The organism is Thalassotalea eurytherma, assembly GCF_030161415.1.
GTDB lineage: Bacteria > Pseudomonadota > Gammaproteobacteria > Enterobacterales > Alteromonadaceae > Thalassotalea_G > Thalassotalea_G eurytherma.
In genome coordinates, this window is the sequence record NZ_BSSU01000006.1 from 17,503 (window position 1) to 40,761 (window position 23,259).

At 38.7% G+C, this 23,259-nt stretch carries 18 protein-coding genes and 1 riboswitch; of the genes, 15 read left to right on the plus strand and 3 right to left on the minus strand.

All coding sequences use genetic code 11. The features are described 5' to 3' along the window. Window positions 1–230 precede the first annotated feature (230 nt). On the plus strand, window positions 231–2,465 hold the full coding sequence (locus QQK02_RS06440) for an NADP-dependent isocitrate dehydrogenase (protein ID WP_284207165.1): 2,235 nt from the start codon (window positions 231–233) through the stop codon (window positions 2,463–2,465). 94 nt (window positions 2,466–2,559) lie between these two features. On the opposite strand, the gene QQK02_RS06445 is transcribed toward QQK02_RS06440, so the two are convergent. Continuing rightward, on the minus strand, window positions 2,560–3,453 hold the full coding sequence (locus QQK02_RS06445) for a prenyltransferase (protein ID WP_284207166.1): 894 nt from the start codon (window positions 3,451–3,453) through the stop codon (window positions 2,560–2,562). Between the two features lie 217 nt (window positions 3,454–3,670). After that, the gene (queC, locus tag QQK02_RS06450) at window positions 3,671–4,327 is read right to left on the minus strand and encodes a 7-cyano-7-deazaguanine synthase QueC (RefSeq protein ID WP_284207167.1); all 657 of its coding nucleotides are present in this window, start codon (window positions 4,325–4,327) and stop codon (window positions 3,671–3,673) included. Between the two features lie 61 nt (window positions 4,328–4,388). Here queC and queE point away from each other — a divergent pair, with 61 nt between their 5' ends. Beyond that, window positions 4,389–5,111 carry a 7-carboxy-7-deazaguanine synthase QueE gene (gene queE / locus QQK02_RS06455; protein ID WP_284207168.1) on the plus strand — a complete coding sequence of 241 codons (723 nt, stop codon included), beginning with the start codon at window positions 4,389–4,391 and terminating at the stop codon, window positions 5,109–5,111. Between the two features lie 49 nt (window positions 5,112–5,160). On the opposite strand, the gene dinG is transcribed toward queE, so the two are convergent. Continuing rightward, window positions 5,161–7,239 (minus strand): ATP-dependent DNA helicase DinG, encoded by a 2,079-nt coding sequence (gene dinG, locus QQK02_RS06460; protein ID WP_284207169.1) that lies wholly within the window; start codon window positions 7,237–7,239, stop codon window positions 5,161–5,163. A gap of 70 nt (window positions 7,240–7,309) precedes the next feature. Here dinG and QQK02_RS06465 point away from each other — a divergent pair, with 70 nt between their 5' ends. The 13 genes from QQK02_RS06465 to QQK02_RS06525 all read left to right on the plus strand — a co-directional run bounded on the left by QQK02_RS06465 (window position 7,310) and on the right by QQK02_RS06525 (window position 23,235). Continuing rightward, window positions 7,310–9,688 carry a DNA polymerase II gene (locus QQK02_RS06465; RefSeq protein ID WP_284207170.1) on the plus strand — a complete coding sequence of 793 codons (2,379 nt, stop codon included), beginning with the start codon at window positions 7,310–7,312 and terminating at the stop codon, window positions 9,686–9,688. 91 nt (window positions 9,689–9,779) lie between these two features. Continuing rightward, window positions 9,780–10,955 (plus strand): cystathionine beta-lyase, encoded by a 1,176-nt coding sequence (locus tag QQK02_RS06470; RefSeq protein WP_284207171.1) that lies wholly within the window; start codon window positions 9,780–9,782, stop codon window positions 10,953–10,955. A gap of 39 nt (window positions 10,956–10,994) precedes the next feature. Next, entirely contained in the window at window positions 10,995–11,345 is a 351-nt protein-coding gene (gene hinT / locus QQK02_RS06475; RefSeq protein ID WP_284207172.1) for a purine nucleoside phosphoramidase, read from the plus strand. 119 nt (window positions 11,346–11,464) lie between these two features. Further along, a riboswitch (TPP riboswitch) is annotated at window positions 11,465–11,602 on the plus strand. 61 nt (window positions 11,603–11,663) lie between these two features. After that, complete coding sequence (locus QQK02_RS06480; protein ID WP_284207173.1) at window positions 11,664–13,760, plus strand: TonB-dependent receptor; 2,097 nt, start codon at window positions 11,664–11,666, stop codon at window positions 13,758–13,760. Window positions 13,761–13,771: 11 nt separating this feature from the next. Then, window positions 13,772–14,044: a hypothetical protein gene (locus tag QQK02_RS06485; protein ID WP_284207174.1), complete on the plus strand. Its 273-nt coding sequence runs from the start codon at window positions 13,772–13,774 to the stop codon at window positions 14,042–14,044. Window positions 14,045–14,060: 16 nt separating this feature from the next. Continuing rightward, entirely contained in the window at window positions 14,061–14,696 is a 636-nt protein-coding gene (gene pnuC, locus QQK02_RS06490) for a nicotinamide riboside transporter PnuC (protein WP_284207175.1), read from the plus strand. Further along, entirely contained in the window at window positions 14,689–15,531 is an 843-nt protein-coding gene (locus QQK02_RS06495; RefSeq protein ID WP_284207176.1) for a phosphotransferase, read from the plus strand. Before pnuC ends, QQK02_RS06495 begins: the two co-directional genes overlap by 8 nt. Window positions 15,532–15,657: 126 nt before the next feature. Beyond that, complete coding sequence (locus tag QQK02_RS06500) at window positions 15,658–16,725, plus strand: sensor histidine kinase (protein ID WP_284207177.1); 1,068 nt, start codon at window positions 15,658–15,660, stop codon at window positions 16,723–16,725. Then, window positions 16,726–17,550, plus strand: a complete 825-nt coding sequence (locus QQK02_RS06505; RefSeq protein ID WP_284207178.1) for a LytR/AlgR family response regulator transcription factor — start codon at window positions 16,726–16,728, stop codon at window positions 17,548–17,550. A gap of 139 nt (window positions 17,551–17,689) precedes the next feature. Next, window positions 17,690–19,336 (plus strand): response regulator, encoded by a 1,647-nt coding sequence (locus tag QQK02_RS06510; protein ID WP_284207179.1) that lies wholly within the window; start codon window positions 17,690–17,692, stop codon window positions 19,334–19,336. A 46-nt stretch (window positions 19,337–19,382) separates the two neighbouring features. Further along, window positions 19,383–20,765, plus strand: coding sequence for a sensor histidine kinase (locus QQK02_RS06515; protein ID WP_284207180.1), 1,383 nt, complete (start codon window positions 19,383–19,385; stop codon window positions 20,763–20,765). A gap of 155 nt (window positions 20,766–20,920) precedes the next feature. Beyond that, window positions 20,921–21,529 (plus strand): ANTAR domain-containing response regulator, encoded by a 609-nt coding sequence (locus tag QQK02_RS06520; RefSeq protein WP_284207181.1) that lies wholly within the window; start codon window positions 20,921–20,923, stop codon window positions 21,527–21,529. Window positions 21,530–21,852: 323 nt separating this feature from the next. Beyond that, complete coding sequence (locus QQK02_RS06525; RefSeq protein WP_284207182.1) at window positions 21,853–23,235, plus strand: CmpA/NrtA family ABC transporter substrate-binding protein; 1,383 nt, start codon at window positions 21,853–21,855, stop codon at window positions 23,233–23,235. Window positions 23,236–23,259 lie beyond the last annotated feature (24 nt).

Genomic DNA, 23,259 nt, shown 5'->3' on the forward strand with positions numbered 1-23,259 from the left:
TCTACTTTTATTATCTTTCGCGTATCTTGTGCGTTTGCTATACGAATTTGTCACAATTTATTGCCTAATTTTCTTATTCGACCTTTGTCGGGCTATTTTAATGTGCTTTGAATTCCTATACTATGCGCGCACAAAAATAAATTTAGATCATCTACAAGTAATATAGATGAGTTAGGGTAGATGGCTTTAGTTGCTGTGACTAAATGCTGTAATTTTTAACGGGATTATCAATGACAACGAATAAATCAAACATTATTTATACGATTACTGATGAAGCGCCTGCATTAGCAACGCAATCATTATTACCAATTATTCAAGCTTATACTTCTTCTGCCAATATCAACGTAGAAACTAAAGACATTTCTTTAGCTGGCCGTATTATTGCTAATTTCCCTAAGTATTTAACTGAAGAACAGCGTATTAATGATGAGTTAGCATTGTTAGGTGAACTTGCTAAAACACCAGAAGCTAACATCATTAAGTTACCAAACATCAGTGCTTCTATTCCACAGTTACAAGCAACGATTAAAGAGTTACAAACTGCAGGTTATAACCTTCCTGATTACCCAGAAGAGCCGCAAAACGAAGCTGAGCAATCTATCAAGTTAACGTACGCGAAAGTGTTAGGTTCTGCTGTAAACCCGGTATTACGTGAAGGTAACTCAGACCGTCGTGCGCCAGGCTCTGTTAAGCAGTATGCTCGTAATAATCCTCACTCTATGGGTGCATGGTCAAAAGATTCTAAATCACACGTTGCAAATATGGCATCAGGCGATTTCTACGGTAGTGAAGTATCAACAACTGTTAGTGGTGCTACTGACATGCGTATCGAATTTGTTGATGCAGCGGGTAATGTTTCAGTATTAAAAGAGAAAGTTGCCTTAGAAGACAAAGAAGTTATTGACGCTTCAGTAATGAGCAAAAAAGCGCTTGTTGAATTCTTTGAACAAGAAATTGAAAAAGCAAAAGAAGAAGACGTTTTATTCTCGCTTCATATGAAAGCGACAATGATGAAAGTGTCTGATCCAATCATCTTTGGTCATTGTGTTAAAGTTTACTATAAAGACGTATTTGCTAAACATGCTGCTACATTTGAACAGTTAGGTGTTGATGCTAATAACGGTATTGGTGATGTTTACGCGAAAATCGATCGTTTACCGGCTGAGAAAAAAGCTGAAATCGAAGCTGATATCCAAGCAGTTTACGAGACGCGTCCACCAATGGCGATGGTAGATTCAGATCGTGGTATTACTAATTTACACGTACCAAGTGATATTATCATCGATGCTTCAATGCCAGCAGCATTGCGCGCTTCAGGTCAAATGTGGGGTCCAGATGGTAAGCAAAAAGATACGAAATTTACTATCCCTGATCGTAACTACGCAGGTGTTTTCCAAGCAGTAGTTGATTACTGTCGTGAAAATGGTGCATTTAGCCCAACAACAATGGGTACTGTACCTAACGTTGGTTTAATGGCTAAGAAAGCTGAAGAATACGGTTCACACGATAAAACGTTTACTGCAGTAAGCGACGGCGTGATTCGTGCAATAAATGTTGCTAACGGTGACGTATTGCTAAGCCAAAATGTTGGTGAAGGTGATATCTTCCGCATGTGTCAAACGAAAGACGCACCAATCCAAGATTGGGTTAAATTAGCGGTATCACGTTCACGTTTATCAAATACACCAGCTGTATTTTGGTTAGACGAAAACCGTGCACATGATGCAGAAATTATTAAGAAAGTTAACCAATACTTACCAGAGCACGATACTGATGGATTAGACCTACGTATTCTTGCGCCAACAGAAGCGTGTAAGCATACGCTTGAACGCTGTGGTAACGGTGAAGATACTATCTCTGTAACGGGTAACGTATTACGTGATTACAATACTGACTTATTCCCAATTTTAGAGTTAGGAACGTCAGCTAAAATGCTTTCAATTGTGCCATTAATGAATGGTGGTGGTTTGTTTGAAACTGGAGCAGGTGGTTCAGCACCAAAGCACGTTCAGCAATTCGAAAAAGAAAACCACTTACGTTGGGATTCGTTAGGTGAATTTTTAGCACTTGCCGCTTCACTAGAGCACGTTAGTCAGTTTGCTGAAAACCCTAAAGCAAAAATACTTGCAGATACGTTAGATGCAGCTACCGCTAAATTCTTAGAAGAGAACAAGTCGCCATCACGTAAGGTAAACGAACTTGATAACCGTGGTTCTCACTTCTATTTGGCTATGTACTGGGCACAAGCATTAGCAGCTCAAACCGATGATGCTGAATTGCAATCTCAGTTTGCACCTGTTGCACAAGCATTAAATAATCAAGAGCAAAAAATTGTTCAAGAATTAAATGATGCACAAGGCGTTGCAATGGATATTGGCGGTTATTACTTCCCTAATGTTGAACAAGCATCTAAAGCAATGCGTCCAAGTGAAACATTAAATACGATTTTATCTACTCTTTTATAATTCGTTAGATTTAGCGTTTCAAAAAGCCAACCGATAGGTTGGCTTTTTATATGACAATTAAAACTATTTAATTGTGGTTTAAAAATGGTATTTATTAACTAATAAACAAGACAATGGCTAACGTTAAGGGAGTTAAATTAGCGCACGCAGCATTTAAGCCAAGGAAATGAAGTTTATTAACCACCTGGTCTTGGTACTTAACCATTCCATAAAATGAAACAGCCCCTAACATCACAGGTATAAACGCTAACGCCGCTAATGAAGGTATTGCTTGGCTGGCAATTAAATATGCCAAGACTAATGCACTTGCCATCAAGCTTAAGCCATAAACAATGTTGCTGACGTTGATACCAAAACGAATCGGAAAATGGTTTCGACCAACTTGTTTGTCTGCTTCAATATCAGGATATTGATTCAACAAAAGTAAGTTATTGATTAACAAGAACGGGATCACAGATATTAAGATACCTTGTTCAGACAAGCCACTCGATTGAACAAGCTCACTTCCTAAGGTCATTAATGTGCCAAAGCCTAGACCTGGCGCAATCAAGCACAACAGCGCGGATTTATTTAACAGGTTGGTGTAGGTAGCGATAATCAGTAAACCTAGCAAACCGCCATAGATGATAAGCGGACCACATTCGATCGCAAAGTAAATTCCGATTAAAAACGGGATAAGTGCACAAACTATCGATGCGTTAAAGACACTTTTGCTGTATTCAGGGTGTTCAACTAGCCAACCCGTGCCACCGCTAAATGGCGTGCGTTTCGTTTTTGCATCCAAACCTGATTGAAAATCACAATATTCATTAAGTAGATTTACACTCATTGCGGCACTTATACCGCCAACTAATGCGAGAATCAAATGCAGTATGTTTAATGATGAGCCGTTAAATATAGCGATGCTTGTTCCTAAAAGCACGCAGACTAACGACAGTATTAAAAAAGGAGGGCGAGCTGACGGAAAAATCTGTCTAAATTTATTCATATTGCTTTTAAAAATAGGGACTTGGTAACTTATATTAAAAGCGATGTTCGTTAAAAATCAATTAACTATATGTAATCAATGGTTCCACTGATGGGTATAACATCATTAGCTATTTAGTCAGGAGTCAACTCATCTACTGCAAATTAAAAAAAGTTTGACCAATAAGAGCGTTAAAGGGTGTCACAGGAACACGCGATACCCTGTTAATCGTTTTTCCTTATTCGTAGCTAAGGGGATCTGTCACATTATTTTTTTCAAATGCTTCTAAACGTTCTTGGCACGCACCACATTTACCGCAGGCTTTTTCACGACCGTTATAACAGGTCCATGATTTACCATAATCAAGACCCATGTTTAGCCCGTCTGTTAAAATATCAATTTTTGTTTGATCTAAGTAGGGACAGTAAATTGTTACCGGCTCGTAGTTGGCTATTTGGCATACGTCACTCATTTTTTCTACGAATTCAGGGCGACAATCAGGGTAAATTGCATGATCACCTGAATGGGCACCGTAATATACTTTGCTAGCACCTTTTGATACCGCATAACCTACCGCTAAACTCAGTAGGATCATGTTCCTATTGGGCACAACAGTCGACTTCATGCTTTCTTCTTCGTAGTGGCCTTCTGGTATGTCGATATCATCTGTTAAAGATGAACCCGCTAACAATTGATTAATTGCTGATATATCAATGACTTTATGCTCAATGTTTAATTCAGCACACACGCGCTTTGCGTAGTCAATTTCTTTGATGTGCTTTTGACCATAATCAAAGGTTAACGCAAACACTTCTTTACCGTCTTTACGTGCACGATTGAGCACGGTAAAAGAATCCATGCCACCTGAATAAATAACAACAACTTTTTCAGTCATTTAAAAATCTCTTAGGGTATAATTGATGAATTGAGCATTAACGCTCTTCAAGATGTAAACTATGTTGCTAATTTTACTGCAACTCGACGATAAGGCAAAAGGTAAAGTGTCAAAACTGCGCTATAAAATCAATGAATTGTTTGAAACCATCCAAGGCGAGGGGAGTTTCACGGGTCAACCCTCTATATTTTTGCGACTTCAAGGCTGCCCTGTTGGTTGCAGCTGGTGTGACACCAAGCATACTTGGGAAATAAACGAGACATTATTGATCCCATCGACAGATATGCTCGCTAAACGTAAAGAAGATGATCGTTGGGCAAATGTCAGTGTTGATGAAATTCTTGAGATTTTCAACGCACAAGGCTTTCAGGCAAAACATATCGTGATCACAGGTGGTGAGCCTTGCATGGTAGATTTAAGACCGTTGTGCAATGCGTTAGAAGCCAAAGGGTTTTCTTGTCAGGTAGAAACCTCTGGCACATTTGAAATACTGGTTTCAGAAAGCTGTTGGGTCACGGTATCTCCCAAAGTAAATATGAAAGGCGGCTATGAAATTTTAACTTCAGCCATGCAGCGAGCCAATGAAATTAAACATCCTGTAGCAACCGAACAACATGTAGATGATTTAAAAGCCTTGCTTGTTAAACATTCGATTGAAGACACACCCGTGTATTTACAGCCAATTAGTCAAAAGGATAGGGCAACTAAGTTAGCGATAGACACTTGTATTGAAAACAATTGGCGATTGTCAGTTCAAGTACATAAATATATTGGTATAGAGTAATAAAAACACAAAAAAAGCAGCGTTTATGCGCTGCTTCATAGGTAACTCGTTAATAATCAATTTGCCGTTTAAACGGCGGTAAAGAGTCAAGTAAGTCTTTACCGTAACGCTTAGTTACAATGCGCCTATCTAATAGCGTGATTTTACCGACGTCTTTCTCATTTCTTAATAATCGACCACACGATTGAATCAATTTCTTAGACGTTTCGGGTACCGACAATGCCATAAACGGATTGCCTCCTTTTGCCGTAATAAATTCCGCATGTGCTTCTTCTACAGGTGAGGTAGGTACAGCAAAAGGTAGTTTTGTGATGATCAAGTTGGTGAGTAATTTACCTGGTAAATCTAATCCCTCTGAAAAGCTCTGTGTTCCAAATATAATACTCTTCAAGCCTTTTTCTACCCGCGTTTTATGTAGCTCTATAATAAACTGGCGCGCATGTTCGCCTTGCACACTGATAGAAAGTTTATGGGTTTTACGTAATGTTTTGGCCACTTGCTCCATTTGCCAATAAGACGAAAACAACACGAGGCTAGCACTTTCATTTTCGAGTAATGTTGGTAACTTTTCGCAAATCTCATCAGTGAACTTATCGGCACTTGGCTCAAACTTCATAACAGGAACGTGTAATGTAGCGTTGTCTTGATAATTAAATGGCGAGTCGACATGCAGATATTGGCTACCATCATTAGACGTTAAGCCCGCTTGACGCTTGAAATGATCGAAACTGTTAAGTGCTCTCAATGTTGCTGAACATAATACAGCGCCTTCACACTGCGTCCATAATTTATCTTCTAAGGTAAAACCAACTTCAATGGGTGACGCACTGATCACCATATCGGTTTTTTTGCCTTTGGACTGCTCTACCCAACGAGCAAGTGGGGCAGATTTTTCGCTGTCGGTCTTTTGATACATGTACCAAAGATCATTAAAGTTTTCTAACCGCTGAATAAAGAAACCCGATTCAGCCAATAATGCTTCAGCTAAATAAGGTTTAGTGTCACCATCTTTGACTGATTCCATTAAACCGTTATAAAGCTTGTTAAGTTGACTAAGGGCTTTTTGGCTAGATTGGGTTAAATCTTCTGCCCAATTTTTAATGGTTTTTGGGATCACGCCATGTTCAAAACGATAGGCATGCTCATTAGCAAAATATACCTGAGCGTTAGTTAATAAAAATTCATTTACCTTGGTCATGTCAGCCAAAATATCGGTAACATAATCAGCAAGTTTAATTGATGGCTCGATTGCACTACGTTTATCGACAAGATTTGCAATATTATCGCCACAGGTCGCTATTTTATTGAGCCAATCAATAGAGCCTTTTACGGCGATACTGGCACTAGAATGGTCACGCGTTACTTTTGGTAGGTGATGCGCTTCGTCTATGATGTAAAAACAATCGTCTGGCTCTGGTAAAATTTTACCACCACCTAGATCTAAATCGGCCAGCAGTAAACTATGGTTAATAACCAATACATCGGCTAATAACATCGCTTCACGCGCGGTATGAAAAGGGCAGTTTTTATGTTCATCTAAGTGGCGTAAACAACTATGTTTATCAGATTGAATTTGCTGCCAAATATAGTGGGGAACAGGCGTTGTCCATGAATCAATATCGCCATGCCAGCTACCATCGTTTAATGCCTTAAACATTGCCTTTAATTCATCTAGATCTTCTTTTTTAGGTTTTTCCGCAAAGGTGAAGCCAGCTTGAGGTTCGTCTTGAGACTGGCAAGCCATCGCTAATTTTTGGCTACAAACATAACGTTGTCGGCCCTTTACTAGGGTAAATTTAAAATCGAGTGAGCCATGCTTTGCAAGAAACGGTAAATCTTTATCTACTAGCTGCTCTTGTAATGCAACCGTTGCTGTTGATATGCAAACTTTTTTATTTCTTGCTAGGGCAAGGGGGATTGCACCTAAACTATAGGCTAGTGACTTGCCGGTGCCGGTACCTGCTTCAATGGTAATTATCTTGCGATCTTTTGCGTATTCACCGGCGAGTGTTTTAGCTATTTCAGCGATAAGCAATGTTTGTTGTTTACGAGGGGTAAAATTTTCTAAGCTATCGCCAATAGCTTTGTACGATTTACGGATTGTTGTTTTAATCTTGTCGCTTAACATCGGCGAGCTATTCCCTAATGATGAGGTATCGAGTAAACTGCTGTATATATTACCAGTTTAAATTGCATTAATGAATCAAATTCAAGAGATTGGTTTTTTACTCACTCGCCATACTAAAGATATCAATAATGCTTTAGAAACGAGCTATTGGGTAAAAACACCTAATGGCCCATTAAAATTGCTCGTTGAACAACAGCAAGCCGTATTTTTTATCGAGCAAAATACTGAACAGCTAGCGCTTGAATTACTACAGAAGCAAGGCGTAATGCCTGCCTCAACAAAGCAGTTAACGCTATCAACATTTAATCATAAATTGGTTTCTGGATTTTATTTTAATCGCTTGTCTGATTTTTATCAGGCTAGAAAAGCCCTAAAATCAGAGGGTATTATCTGTTTTGAAGACGATTTTAGGCCTGAAGAGCGCTATTTAAATGAACGATTTATTACTGCAGGCATTGAGTTTTCAGGCGAGTTGACCACTAAACGTGGCATTAGCGTGATAAAAAATGCTAAGTGCCGACCATCGGAATGCGACATAAGCCTGACGATGCTCTCAATTGATATAGAGTGCTCAATGAAAGGTGAGTTGTATTCTATTGGGGCTTACAGTGATCAAACGCAAGTTGTTTTTATGATAGGTACGCCTGAACCAACAGCAGAGCCTTATATTCATTGGGTCAGCGATGAAAAAGACTTACTTGTTTCATTTCTCGCGTGGTTGTCGGCCTATGATCCCGATATTATTATCGGTTGGAATGTGGTGAATTTTGATTTACACCTGCTAGATAAACGCTGTGATCTTCATCATATTAAGTTTGCCTTGGGGCGTGATGGTTCAACACCATATTGGCGAAAACATCAAAGTAGTGACCAACAATATATTGAAATAGCAGGGCGGGTGGTGCTTGATGGTATTGATTTACTTAAAACAGCAACCTATAACTTTCCTAGTTTCTCTTTAGAGAACGTTTCCCATGAATTACTTGGTGTCGGCAAGAAAATAGACGATGTCGATAATCGTGTTTATGAAATAACTCATAAGTTTATTCATCATAAACAAGCACTTGCTACGTATAATCTAGAGGATTGCCGTTTAGTTTGGGCTATCTTTGAAAAAACAGATTTATTGGCATTTGCCAAACTTCGCGCTCAACTAACGGGATTAGAGATTGATCGAAGTGGCGGTTCAGTTGCAGCGTTTACCAATCTATATTTACCAAAATTACATCGTGCAGGTTATGTCGCTCCTAACTTAGGTGATGGACTCCAGGGCTTAGTTTCGCCTGGCGGTTACGTAATGGACTCTATTCCTGGGTTATACAAGAATGTTTTGGTTCTTGATTTTAAATCACTTTACCCAAGTATTATTCGTACATTTCGGATCGACCCTATGGGCATGGTTGAAGGCCTTTCAGCGCCTGATGATGCAATTGATGGTTTTGATGGAGCAAAGTTTTCTAGAGATAAACACTTTTTACCAAAAATAATTGAACAGCTTTGGCAAGCAAGGGATGTCGCGAAGAAAGATAAGAATGCTGCGTTGTCTCAGGCAATTAAGATTATCATGAATTCATTTTATGGTGTGCTTGGCTCAACAGGTTGTAGGTTCTTTGATCCAAGGTTATCGGGTTCCATTACCAAACGTGGTCATGAGCTATTAAAAACTACCAAGGATTGGATTGAGAGTCTCGGCCATCAAGTGATATATGGCGATACCGATTCTATTTTTGTTTTTATTGGCAATGAACATACGCTAGACACTGCCAAAGTATTGGGCGATGAGTTAGCTGTCTATATTAATGAAAAGTGGCGAAAAACACTTGAAGATAAATTTAATATCCCATCATATTTGGAGTTGGAATTTGAAACACATTTTTCCAAGTTTTTTATGCCAACGATCAGAGGGCAAGAAGTTGGCACCAAAAAGCGTTATGCCGGTTTAGTTGAATATACAGATAGTGAAGGTTTAGCTAACCAAAAGATCATATATAAAGGCTTAGAAACCGTAAGGACCGATTGGACAGACTTAGCAAAGGAGTTTCAACAAGGCTTATATTATCGGGTATTTAATGATTTACCCGTAAAGGAATATGTTTACGAAATGGTAAACAAAACCCTAGAAGGCGAGTTCGATGGCAAACTCGTTTATCGTAAGAGGATAAGACGAGCGCTCGATAAATATGTTAAAAATGTGCCGCCACACATTAAGGCAGCAAGAGCAGCTGATGAAAAAAATAAAGCATCTGGTAAACCCCTCAAATACCAACGTCGAGGGCGAATATCTTACTATTTAACGACACAAGGCCCTCAAGCAATCGAATACTTATCTGCGCCTATTGATTATCATTTATATGTTGAACGACAACTAAAATCTGTGGCAGATGCAATTTTACCGTTTGTTGGAACAAGCTTTGATGAGATAACCGATCATCAAATGTCGTTATTTTAAGAGAAAACTCATCGTTATTCCTTGCAGTTGAAGCGTGTCTAGATTATTTTAGATGGCTAGATAGCTAAAACAATCAAATGTAGGTAATGCGGTGAAGAAGCAAACAAAAATTGTTAACGCAGGTCGCAGTAAAAAGTGGACAGGCAATGTAGTTAACCCGCCAGTTGAACGGGCATCAACAGTCGTTTTTGATTCAATTAAAGAAATGAAGCATGCAACGGCTAACCGTGGTGATCAAGTGCTGTTCTATGGTCGACGCGGTACGTCTACGTCGTTTGCTTTTTCAGATGCGATGACTGAACTTGAAGGTGGGGCAGGTTGCGCACTTTATCCATCTGGTACTGCAGCAATTACCAACGCCATATTAAGCTTTGTTGAGTCAGGTGACCATTTGTTAATGGTGGATACTGCGTACGAACCAACCCGCGATTTTTGTCATAAAGTACTAACTAAACTTGGCATTGAAACAACCTTTTATGATCCATTAATAGGCGAAGGTATTGCCGAGTTGATTCAAGAAAATACTAAAGTGCTATTTTTGGAGTCGCCAGGCTCAATTACGATGGAAGTGCAAGATGTACCAACTTTAGCTCGAATTGCACACGAGCATGGTTGTATTGTAATGCTAGATAATACCTGGGCTTCGCCGATCAATTTTCAGCCTTTTGAGCATGGCGTAGATATTTCAATTCAAGCGGCAACTAAGTATGTTGTTGGTCACTCTGATGTCATGTTAGGCACGGCTACAGCAACTGCAACTCACTGGCCACAACTCCGTGAAAATAGCTATTTAATGGGTCAATGTACTTCGCCCGATGATTTATATTTGGCGATGCGAGGCATTCGCACTCTAGGTGTTCGGTTGAAACAACATCAAGAAAATGCGCTTATTGTTGCCCGTTATATTGACGCTAGAGAAGATGTAGATGTCGTGTTACATCCTGCATTTGATAGTTGCCCTGGACATGAATATTTTGAACGCGACTTTTTAGGATCAAATGGCTTGTTTTCGTTTGTTTTTAAAGGTGGTAATCAACAAGCGTTACATGCCTTCTTAGAAGGGATGAAACATTTTAAAATGGGATATTCTTGGGGTGGTTTTGAAAGCTTAGTTATCGGCGTAAATAATGTTCAGGGCTTACGAACAGCTACAAAGTGGCCTTATAAAGCACCACTTGTTCGTTTACATATTGGCCTTGAAGATGTTGAAGACTTAATTGATGATCTTGAACAAGCGTTTGTGCGCTTTCATCAAGCGTTGATTTAGCCTAGTATTGAATTAATTAGTATTAGTTAAGGTTTAGACATGGCAGAAGAAACCATATTTTCCAAGATTATTCGTCAAGAAATACCAACAGAACTGTTATTCCAAGATGAATTGGTCAGTGCTTTTAGAGACATCTCTCCGAGAGCGAAAACCCACATTTTAATTATTCCCAATAAATTAATACCAACCGTTAATGATATTACCCAAGAAGATGAACTTGTGATGGGGCGTTTATTTACTGTAGCTCGTAAACTCGCGGCACAAGAAGGAATAAGTGATGATGGTTATCGTTTAATTATGAATTGCAATAAACACGGTGGCCAAGAGGTTTACCATATTCATATGCATTTGTTAGGTGGTGAGCCATTAGGTCCAATGTTAGCAATATAATTTCGGCCAAATTTTATTAAGGAGGGTTTGTGTTATGCGACCCTCTTTTTGTTTGTGTTGGAATATATCTAATAGCGAAAAAAATACTGTTATTTTTTAAATATGTTGTTAATATGCGCTCCGAAACCAAGGGGTGTATTTTACTGAGACTCAAAGTTGGTAAACGTTATGTAAGCAATTGCATGATGTTAACAGCGTGAGAACCCTTAGAACCTGAACTGGATTATACCAGCGTAGGGATGGTTTGAGCGTTATCAATATATAAAAAATAACAAAACAGCCTTCCTGATTGCTGGTCCCATTTTTAATGAGATCAACATGACAATTTATAAAAAAACACCTGTCGCACTTGCGTTAGCGGCATCTTTAACTTCGTCAATTGCTTTAGCAACAAACGCTGATGCTGACATGGAAACGATCATCGTCCAAGGTGACTTTCGTCAAGCTGAATTAAAGCGTAGTGCAAGTGCTGTATCTATTGTAGGTGCAGAGCAAATGGTTGAGCGCGGAGCGCAGAACCTTGAAGAAATCATTGCGTTAACACCAAATGTTAACTTCTCTAGCGGCTCTCAACGCGCCCGCTACTTTCAAATTCGTGGTATTGGTGAACGTAGTCAATTTAGTGAAGCTATCAACCCTTCAGTTGGTGTCATCATTGATGGTGTTGAGTTTAACGGTATTGGTTCAATCTCTTCTTTGTTTGACGTTGAGCAAACGGAAGTCTTTCGTGGCCCACAAGGTACGCGTTTTGGTGCCAATGCGTTAGCCGGTATGATCAACATTGTTACTAAGGCGCCAACCGATGAGTTTGAAGGCAATTTTAAACTGTCTGCTGGTAATTACGGTAGTTACAGCGCTGGTATAGCGTTATCTGGTCCAGCTTCTGATGCGCTAAACTATCGATTCGCCGTTGAGCAATACAATAGCGATGGTTTTATCGAAAACGATTACCTTAACGCCGACGACACCAATAATCGTGATGAATTAACAGTCCGTGGTAAGTTGACTATCGATGCGACAGAAGATTTAGCTATCAACCTAAATATCATGCATTTTGATTTTGATAATGGCTACGACGCGTTTTCTTTAGACAACACTCGCCACACATTATCTGATACTCCAGGCGTTGATAAGCAAGAAACGAGTGCCGTGTCAGCTCAGTTCAATTACCAAGGCCTTGACGGCATATATTTCCAAACATTGGTGTCACTTGCAGATACTGACTTAGGCTATGGCTATGATGAAGATTGGTCTAATCCAACGTTATGTCTAGAGAACGATTGCCCTTACGGTGACTACGCGTCGACAGATTATTACGCACGTGACAAAGCGGCTAATACACTTGAGTTTCGTTTTAGCTCAAATGAAGGTAATGCGATTTTTAATGGCACAACGTCATGGGTTGCTGGTGTTTACGTTAAACAAGAAGATGAAGACCTAACACGTGAATATACGTATTTAGCAAGTGATTTTACATCAAGGTTTGATGCGGATTCATTTGCTGTTTTTGCGCAGTTTGATAGCCAACTTTCTAGCAAGACTACCCTTACTACAGGTTTACGTTATGAAACACGTGATGCAAGTTACAGTAACAGCGATGGTTTTAATGAAGATTTATCAGACAACGCACTAGGCGGAAAATTAGTACTTTCTCATCAGTTAGATGACGACAATATGGTGTTTGCTGGTGTTCATCGAGGTTATAAAGCCGGTGGGGCTAATACTGATGGCACTTTACCTGACGAGCTGCGTACTTTCGATCCTGAATATTTATGGAATTATGAAGTCGGTTATAAAGCTAGCTTGTTAAATGGCGATGCGTATTTTGCTGCAACCGCTTTTTACATGGATCGTAAAGACGTTCAAGTCAAAAGCTCACAGACGGTAATGCGCGATGATGGTAGCTCTGAGTTTATTGATTACTTGGGTAATGCTGCAGAAGGCACTAACTATGGTGTAGAACTTGAATCAAATTGGTCGGCTACTGAAAACTTAAATGTGTTTGCTATGGTGGCTTTATTAGAAACTGAATTTACGGGTTTTACTAATGCCAATGGTGATGATTTATCAGGTCGCGAACAAGCACATGCGCCAAATTACCAATTCCATTTAGGTTTCGAATATTTCTTAACGGAGCAACTATCATTTAGTGCGTCGGTTGAAGGTAAAGATGAATTTTACTTTTCTGACTCACATGAACAAAAATCAGATTCAGTTGTACTGGTAAACGCGTCAGTAACTTATCAAGCAGAACAATGGTTAGTAAAAGCGTGGTCTCGTAACTTAACAGATGAAGATTACCAAACACGTGGCTTTTACTTTGGTAATGATCCTCGAGATGGTTATACTGCTAAGCCATACTATCAATATGGTGAGCCTATGGTATTTGGCGTAACCTTTGACTATCAATTCTAAGGAGCAAAACAATGCAAGTGTCTTTTGACATTAGCTTGTATCCTTTAGCCGAAGCGCAGTATAAAGATGAGATTTGGGCGTTCATTGAACGCCTAAATCAAATCGATGGACTTAAGGTTATTACGAACGGTATGAGCAGCCAAGTATTTGGCGAGTACGAACATACGTCTAAACATGTAATGGCTGAAATTCAGCGTGTACATGAGCAATTAGGTAGTGCTGTGTTTATTTTAAAAATTATCGCAAGCGATCGCTCTCACATTATTAATCATCAAGGCAATTAAGTTAGTTTGAATCACTATGGATTTTTTAAGTACCTTTAATTATTACCTTAATATGCCAGTGCTTGAATTAATCGCTGTCATTACTGCGCTGTTATATGTGATTTTTGCTGCCAAAGGAAGCATTTGGTGCTGGCCAATGGCGTTGATTTCAACCTTATTGTATACCGCTATTTTCTACGATGTTTATTTGTGGATGGACAGTGTGCTGCAGGTATATTACTTTGCCATGGCAATCATTGGTTGGTTAAATTGGCAACAGGCAAAACAAAAGTCTAGCCATTTGTTGCCAATTCATACTATGACTTTAGGTTTTCATTTAAAGGCAATAGCAGGCTTAGTTGTTCTTGGGATGTTAGTTGGCTATTTGATGGCAACATACACGCCAACCGATTTTCCATTTATTGACGCACTAACCACGGTTTTTGCCGTATTTGGTACCTATTTAGTGGTAAAACGAGTACTCGAAAACTGGTTGTACTGGGTGGTCATCGATTTAGTGTCGATATTCTTATACATTGAGAAAGATCTTCAGCCAACTGCAGCGCTTTTTGTTTTTTATACTGGTTTTGCCTTATTTGGTTTTATCCAGTGGTATAAAATGTATCGACTACAAAATGCAGAACAATTGAGTCTTGCAACAAATAATGAATAGCACGTCTCGTCAGTTAGTTCAGGATATTGAACGGCTGATTAACGAGCCCGTTATTACTTGTCAGGCGATTAGGAGAGGGCACAGTCAACAAGGTTTTCGTTGTCAAACTAGATATAATCACTATTTCGTAAAAGTCTTTCATAACACTAAGGCTTTGAACACTGAACTTAGCTTTTTATTGAGTGGCATAGATAACGTGCCAAGCTTAATAGCACATGACAGCAAATTATTTGTTCAAGCGTTTATTGACGCGCCATTACTTTTTGACGTTGAGCAGGACAAAATTAAACGATTAGTCCTGCTTATTCGAGGGTTAACAACGTTTCATCAAGATGCACAGCAGCATGTTGACGAAAGTCAATTTACGCGATTGCGAATGATCGATGCACTCACATCTTTACATGTACCTGATTTGCTAACTAAACAACAATCTTTTAGCTATCACACCGTGCTAGAGCAAGCGCTATTTATTGATAGCTTAGATATGCATTCAATTGTTTGTCATGGTGATTTTAACGCTAATAATGTGTTCTATAGCGACGGTCGCTTTGTTTTTATTGATTTTGAAGCTGCAAGTTTAGCGCCTGCTGCTTATGATTTAATGATGATGTTAAGCATTAATGGCTATTTATCATCTGATATTGAAGAAACAATCCGCCTTTATAATCAATTCATGGTATCTGCTGGCTTTTCTACAATAGACCTATGCGCCAAGCAACTAGAAAGCCTTTTCAATATTGCCACCGTGATCAATGGATTGTGGTATCTCAAAAAAGCAAAAGATGAAAACCGTTTCGACGAATACGCTACAAGACACTTCAATCAACTGCGTTAACCTGTAATAACAACCTATCATTTTATTCAAAAATGCGATAAATAGGCAGTAAGTCACGATTAGTCGTAATGACGATTTCATATGTCTAGCTCATAATTAACTTGTTGCATAACGTGAGAATTATTTGTGAATTGGAAAGCTTTAATTGAAGATAGAAACCGATTTTTCTGGGTATTACATACCGCTGGATGGTTTGGTTTTGCATTAGTTCATTACCTAGGATCATTACTCCATGATCTTAGAGACATATTTGCCGTTATTATCTTTTTAAATGCCTATGCAGGATGGATGATTACTATTCCATTACGTTACGTTTATCGTCGTGCATGGAATTTCAGCCCGCTTAAAATAGCGATGGTTGTCGTGATAAGTTCCTATATTGTTGGCGTTATTTGGCAGGTGATTAAAAACTTCACCTATTGGACCATTTATAAGCATGGATATGAGCCAGACTTTTGGTTGTACTACACCCAAAACAGTGTTTGGTCTTTTTATATTATTCTAAGTTGGAGTGGTTTGTACTTTGGTATCAAATACTACCAGATGCTGCAAAAAGAAAAGCAAAATGTCCTTAAAGCCAATACGATTGCTCATCAAGCGCAATTGAAAATGTTGCGTTATCAACTTAACCCGCATTTCTTATTTAATACATTGAACGCTATTTCTACCCTGATATTGGTCGAAGAAAACAACAGTGCTAATAAAATGGTAACGAAGTTAAGTGAATTTTTGCGTTACACCTTAGACAAAGATCCCATGAAGAAGGTGACGCTTTCTAGTGAGATAAAAGTACTGGAATTGTATTTAGATATTGAGAAGGTACGTTTCGAAGAACGCTTAAGGGTTGTTATTGATATTGACGAAGGCTGTCAGAACGCGCTTGTGCCTAGTATGATTTTTCAACCAATAGCAGAGAATGCGATTAAATATGCTATTGCTACACAGGAAAGCGGTGGTACTATAGCAGTGACTGTTAGTCAATTTGGTGATGATTTGCTGCTAGAGCTTGCCGATAATGGCCCTGGAGCACAAATCAAAAACGGAAACTTACACCGTGAAAATGGCGTAGGTTTAGCAAATACCCGAGAGCGCCTCCAAGCCTTATATCAAGACCGGTACTCTTTAGTAGTGGCTAACAACACACCATCAGGTGTTAAGGTTAATATTAGAATTCCATTCCAAAAAGGTAGTTAAATGGACAGTGTGTTAACAACAATTATTGTTGACGATGAACCCCTCGCACGTAAAGGCCTTCGCGTAAGGCTGAACAAACGCTCTGATATTAATATTGTTGCTGAATGCTCTAATGGCCGAGAGGCCATTAATACGATCAAAGAACTTACCCCTGATTTAGTATTTCTAGATATTCAAATGCCAGGCATGAGCGGTTTTGAGGTGTTAGAAAGCCTGATTCAACAACAAATTTGCTTGCCTAACATTGTCTTTGTTACTGCCTTTGATCAATATGCACTTAAAGCCTTTGAGGTGCATGCGCTCGACTACTTGTTAAAACCTGCCGATGAAGCCCGAATTAAACAAGCAATTGATAAAGTTCAACAAAAAATTCAATCTGATATCGACAAACAACACAAAGACCAGCTTTTACATTTCGTGAGTGATGTCACAGGCAACAACTATGAACAGCTAATTGAAGGTTTAGAAAAGGAAGAAATCAATAACATACCGAGTTATTCGGATATATTACCAATCAAAGATGCTGGCGAAGTATCTAGAGTGCCTGTTAAATCGATTATGTGGATAGATGCAGCAGGCGATTATATGTGTGTTCATACGACAGATACGACGCATATTTTACGGAAAACGATGAAAGAGTTAGAAGAGAGTTTAGATCCTCGTCAATTTATTCGTTGTCATCGTTCAATTATCGTAAACAAACATTTTATTGCTAAATTTTGCTCTCAAGTAAATGGAGAGTATTACTTGGTGATGAAAAATGACAAAGAACTAAAAGTCAGTCGAAGTTATAAAGACAAAGTTAAAAAAGCGGTAACTTCGTAGTGTTTATTTAGGCTTTACAGGTTACTTTCCTTTTATTAACAGTTGATTATAAAAAGCTAGATTAAAGAGTTTATGCTTTGCATTATGACAATATTTCAGGCATAAATTACCTAGTAGTTAAAATAAGGACTGTGTCAAAATGGAACTCACCCATGCCAGTGAATTGGCGATTAGTCATCAACTCAATGTTCTAATTGTTGATGAAAATGAGTTTGTCCATCATCTATTACAATCTTCATTACTCGACTTAAATATTGAAAGAGTCAGTGTCTGTACCAATGCGTATAAAGCAGTCAAACTTTGTGAGAAGAACTATTTCCATATTGTTATTTGTGCATTCAATGTAAAAAGTGACAAAGATGGTTTCCATCTGCTAGAAGAGCTTAAAGACAAGGGGTATGTGGATAAGCGTACCGTACTCATCTTTTTAAGTAGTGAAACCAGCGAAAGCTTGGTTAATTCAATTATTGAATTACAGCCTGACGATTTCTGGTCTAAACCTTTAAGCCAAGGCAAAGTAACAGAGCGGTTACGTTACACGCTAGGCGTAAAGAAAAAATTGTTTACTATCTTTCTAGCGTTTGACAAAAAGAACTATGCTAAAGCGATATATTTTGCGGACAGGTTGTTACTAGATAGTTCGCTTAAACCGTATTTCTTAAATATATTGCGTCTCAAAGGGGAGGCGTACTTAAGGTTAAGGGAATTTGTTGAAGCAGAGACGTTTTATCGTAGTTTGCTTAAATCTTGCCAACATTCTTGGGTATATACAGGCTTTGTAAATGCATTGCTTAACCAAAATAAGTTAGATGAAATTAAAGATTTATTGTCTACGCTCGTTGAAAAGCCTGATACACGTTTTGCTACGTATGATTTGTTGGCGCAATACTATATTGATAATAAACGATATGAGCTTGCCTATGAGCAGATAAAACTAGCTTGTGAATTGTCTCCAAGAAACCTAGAACGTCAAAGAAAGCTGTATGAGTTAGCGCGTTTAAATGGCGACTTTAGCGGTCAGTATAAAGCCAGCAAAAATATGGTTAAGTTTGCCAAAAACTCCATTCATCAATCACCTGTTTTTGAACTGAATATGATTCGCTCTTGTTTAGATTATGCTAATTCTATGTCTGACGCACAGGCAACAAGCATATTTTCGGATGTCGAAAAAGCCATTAAAACGATGGAAAATAGTGCTGATACTGATGATAAAATCACTCAGTTATTATGGGTAATAAAAGCAAGACTTTGCACAGCACAAGGCCAAGAAGAAAAAGCCCTCAACATCGTTGAAAACCATTTTAGCGTTCGTCTTAGTGCTGACGTTGAGGATAACCTTGATAAGGTAAAAGTTTATCAAGAGTTAGGCCTTAAAGAAGAGATGCAAGATCTCTATGACGTTATTGCTAAACAAAGTGAGCATGATTCATTAAATAACGCCGCAATTAATGGCTATATTGAACAACGTGTTGAGCACAAAACACAGCAATTTAGCCCACGTAAACTAAATCAGATGGCCGTTGAGTATTATAAAAAAGCACGATATATGTCGTCTGCCAAATGCCTTGAAGAGGCGGTATTATTATCGCCTAAAAACAATAAATTTAGGATCAGTTTATTGAAAGTGCTTATAAAGCTTAAAGAAAAAGATCAGCATGAAACTAAGCATCTTGAATTGGCAGAAGAAACAATTGAAAAGCTAAGGTATGAGCAATTATCGGAAAATGATAACGAGGTTTACCTGCAGTTAAAAAACCGTTGGCAAGTAAACTCAATGGAAAATTAGCAAAAAATAGCTAACCTAAGTTAATACGGTATGTTGGTAACAATCTATGAAAACATCAGTTGATTATTGGAAAAGAGCGCAACAACTTGAGGCAGGGCGAAATGAAGTCCTACGACTTGTTGCGAGAAATGAACCTCTAACCAACATTCTTGATGTGCTTTGTCAACAAGCGAGTGTTTATAACCCTGATATGTTTTGCTCTATTTTAGAGTACAACGAAGTTGCTAAAAGTTTACATCCAAAAGCCTCTGTTGGCTTACCCGATTTTTATTGTGAAGCTCTCGAAGGCGTTGTAATTGGGCCAGGTGTTGGCTCGTGTGGTACCGCCGCGTTTATCAAAGAGCTGGTCATCGTTGAAGATATCAATACTCACCCTTACTGGAATCAATATAAAGATCTCGCTTTGAGTGCTGGTGTTCAATCTTGTTGGTCACACCCCATTGTAGGCGCTCATGGAAAGCTTTATGGCACATACGCGATTTACTATGCTGAGCCTAAAAAGCCTAGTGAAGAAGACTTAAAATTTATTGAGTTAAATGCCTATTTAGCGACGATAGTTTACGAGAATCACTTTAATCGCATTCAAATACTTGAGCAAAACAAAACATTAAGTCAAACACTTGATGCACGTTCACAGCAGCTTATGCAAGCCAATCAAGAGCTTAGTCGGTTAATTGAAGAGCAACGTCAGGCTCATCATGTTGAAATTTCGTCTGAAAAATCACAAACAACTAATCGGCTGGTAGCGGGATTTTCCCATGAAATAAGTACCCCTATAACCAATGCTCAGCTTTCTATTCACTCCATATATGATAAAACTTTATCGCTACGTAATGACTTTACTAGTAACCAAATCACTAAGCAGCAACTTAATAGCTACTTAACGAGCATTGAGCAGCTCTCGCAAATTTCTACCCAAAGTTTAGATAGGGTCAATGAGTTATTGAGCACTTTTAGGGGACTAAACTTTAATGACGCAACCAACGATAACGTGGCATTTAGCTTAGAAGACTTCCTCAATGATGTTATTGATGCAAAGAAACAGGTTTTGGAGGGACACGAAGTCACCATAGCGTGTGATGGCATCAAGATAACGTCACAAAAAGAAGTGTTATGGCAAATCTTCAACGAGCTTATTGATAATACGATTGTCCATGGTTTTGGTTCTACAGAAACTGGTCGCATTCATATCAACGCCCATGCGGACGAGAACTTAGTTGTCATCAACCTTCAAGATGATGGTCAAGGAATTGATGAGATAACGCGTAAACGATTATTTGAACCATTCTTTACGGATAAGCGTCACTTAAAAAAGTTAGGCTTGGGGCTAAGCTTGGTTCAAAACGCATTAACGACTAACCTCAATGGCAATATAGCAGTTGAAAACTCCCCCAAAGGCGTGCGATTTAAAATTGAGTTACCTCAATAAGGTGTCTCATTGACTGCTCGTTTTGGTGCACTCTCGAAATTAAAACCTGTAAAACGTATTCGTTAATCATTGATAATTAAAGATATAACTTTATGGCATGAATATAGCTTATTTAAACTTAGCATAGTGAATTATCAGTAGTTTAAAAGGGCATTATGGAAGCAAAAACAATAATTTCACCATTAGCATTTTGTGTCATTTATCAATCAGAAGATCGTGCACAACAGGTTGAAAAAGCTGTTGTTAACTTAGGCTTTAACAACCTAGGAGCGATGTCACTAAATAGTGTTAATGCCTCTAGCATTCCACAAAGCGTTCAGCTCATCATTTTAGTTGTCGACCAAGTCGATGATTCTGTATTAACTGTAATCGAACAGCTTTCAACAAGACAAACCTTCGCCGTTACAATCTTTTCTGATAAAAAAACAACGATATCACCAGGCCATCTAGCTGTACGAGGCGTTAATTGTGTTATTGAAGAAGTATTACCAATTGATAGGCTTGGTTCTATTTTATCTAATGCTCATGCAAGATTTTTAGTGTTAAACAAACTAAAGAAGGATCTTGATAAAACAAAACAAAAGCTTGGCTCCGTCAAAACAGTTGAACAAGCAAAATTAAGTCTCATGCGAGCAAACAACATGTCGGAAGATGAAGCCTATCAACTGATCAGAAAAACCGCGATGAATAATAGCCAAACAATTGAAGACGTAGCACGGAATATAATTGCTTTGGAACAGGTACTTGTTAGTCATGAGAAATAATAAATTTGAACCAGCTTGGTGCAAACAGAGTAGAATTTGCATCATCTACTGGCAGTTTTGTTAATTAACTCCTTTACTATTTAGTTAAGTGCATGTTTTTAAAGGGTTTTAGTCTTTGGCACTGAACTTGTAATAACAAAATTAGAAATAGAGTAATCAATCTAGTCCGGCAATAGCGTCGAATTAGCAGGGGATATCCCCAACATAACAATTAAATAACTAACAGTACTGCAAAGGCGTAGTGTGAATTAGTTTGGCATCGTAGCCCGTCACTTCAAGTGTTGACTTGTACAGTGGTGGGCTTTTTTATTTGGAGAATGACAATGCTTACTAAAAAACTTTCAAAGTTCAATAAGTCTATATGTTCCGCAGTACTAATTGGTTGTAGTGCAATTACATCTTTGACTGCTCAGGCCCTCGGGTACCCTGAGAAAGAGGAGTTAAAGTTTGGTTTTATTAAACTAACAGATATGGCGCCAATTGCTATCGCTTATGAAAAAGGCTTTTTTGAAGACGAAGGCCTATATGTAACGATTGAAGCACAAGCCAACTGGAAAGTTCTACTTGATGGTGTCATTGATGGTCGTTTAGATGGCGCCCACATGTTAGCCGGTCAACCTATTGCAGCGAGTATCGGTTACGGTACGTCAGCTGAAATTATTACACCATTTTCAATGGACTTGAATGGTAATGGTATTACGGTATCGAACGAAATTTGGAAACAAATGAAGGTCAATATCCCTAAACAAGCTGATGGCAAACCTGTCCATCCGATTAAAGCTGATGCACTTAAACCCGTTGTAGAAAAGTATGCCGACCAAGGTAAGCCTTTTAACATGGGTATGGTTTTTCCAGTGTCAACGCATAACTATGAATTACGTTACTGGCTAGCCGCTGGTGGTATTCACCCAGGATATTATGCGCCGCACAAAGGTGATACTTCAGGCCAACTTGATGCTGAAGTATTGCTATCAGTGACGCCACCACCTCAAATGCCTGCGACGTTAGAAGCCGGCACGATCTATGGATATTGTGTAGGTGAACCTTGGAACCAACAAGCAGTATTTAAAGGTATTGGTGTTCCGGTTGTAATTGACTATGAAATCTGGAAAGACAACCCAGAGAAAGTTTTTGGTATTAGCAAAACATTTGCTGAAAAATACCCTAATACAACCATTCGTTTAACGCGTGCACTCATTCGCGCAGCTAAATGGTTAGATGAAAACAACAATGCTAACCGCCCAGAAGCTGTGAAAATCTTATCTCAATCAAATTATGTAGGTGCTGACTACGACGTTATAGCTAACTCAATGACAGGTACCTTTGAATATGAAAAAGGTGACAAGCGCGCGGTTCCTGATTTCAACGTATTCTTCCGTTATAACGCGACCTATCCATACTATTCAGATGCAATTTGGTATTTAACGCAAATGCGTCGTTGGGGGCAAATCCATGAAGACAAGCCTGATAGTTGGTACAAAGACGTTGCTGAACAAGTATACCGTCCTGACATTTACAAAAAAGCAGCTAAGTCACTTATCGACGACAAGCTAATGACAAAAGAAGATTTTGTTACTGTATTTGATGAAGATGGCTACCGTAATCCACAAACCCACTTTATTGATGGCATCGTGTACGACGGCACCAAACCAAATGAATACATTAATAAATTTTCTATCGGCTTAAAGTCGGGCACGACACTTTAATTGGACTTGGAAGATTAAACGATG

Coding starts and splice junctions, on each gene's coding strand:
- QQK02_RS06440 (WP_284207165.1), top strand. CDS start 231: ATGACAACGAATAAATCAAACATTATTTATACGATTACTGATGAAGCG.
- QQK02_RS06445 (WP_284207166.1), bottom strand. CDS start 3,453: ATGAATAAATTTAGACAGATTTTTCCGTCAGCTCGCCCTCCTTTTTTA.
- queC (WP_284207167.1), bottom strand. CDS start 4,327: ATGACTGAAAAAGTTGTTGTTATTTATTCAGGTGGCATGGATTCTTTT.
- queE (WP_284207168.1), top strand. CDS start 4,389: ATGTTGCTAATTTTACTGCAACTCGACGATAAGGCAAAAGGTAAAGTG.
- dinG (WP_284207169.1), bottom strand. CDS start 7,239: ATGTTAAGCGACAAGATTAAAACAACAATCCGTAAATCGTACAAAGCT.
- QQK02_RS06465 (WP_284207170.1), top strand. CDS start 7,310: ATGAATCAAATTCAAGAGATTGGTTTTTTACTCACTCGCCATACTAAA.
- hinT (WP_284207172.1), top strand. CDS start 10,995: ATGGCAGAAGAAACCATATTTTCCAAGATTATTCGTCAAGAAATACCA.
- QQK02_RS06480 (WP_284207173.1), top strand. CDS start 11,664: ATGACAATTTATAAAAAAACACCTGTCGCACTTGCGTTAGCGGCATCT.
- QQK02_RS06485 (WP_284207174.1), top strand. CDS start 13,772: ATGCAAGTGTCTTTTGACATTAGCTTGTATCCTTTAGCCGAAGCGCAG.
- pnuC (WP_284207175.1), top strand. CDS start 14,061: ATGGATTTTTTAAGTACCTTTAATTATTACCTTAATATGCCAGTGCTT.
- QQK02_RS06495 (WP_284207176.1), top strand. CDS start 14,689: ATGAATAGCACGTCTCGTCAGTTAGTTCAGGATATTGAACGGCTGATT.
- QQK02_RS06505 (WP_284207178.1), top strand. CDS start 16,726: ATGGACAGTGTGTTAACAACAATTATTGTTGACGATGAACCCCTCGCA.
- QQK02_RS06510 (WP_284207179.1), top strand. CDS start 17,690: ATGGAACTCACCCATGCCAGTGAATTGGCGATTAGTCATCAACTCAAT.
- QQK02_RS06515 (WP_284207180.1), top strand. CDS start 19,383: ATGAAAACATCAGTTGATTATTGGAAAAGAGCGCAACAACTTGAGGCA.
- QQK02_RS06520 (WP_284207181.1), top strand. CDS start 20,921: ATGGAAGCAAAAACAATAATTTCACCATTAGCATTTTGTGTCATTTAT.
- QQK02_RS06525 (WP_284207182.1), top strand. CDS start 21,853: ATGCTTACTAAAAAACTTTCAAAGTTCAATAAGTCTATATGTTCCGCA.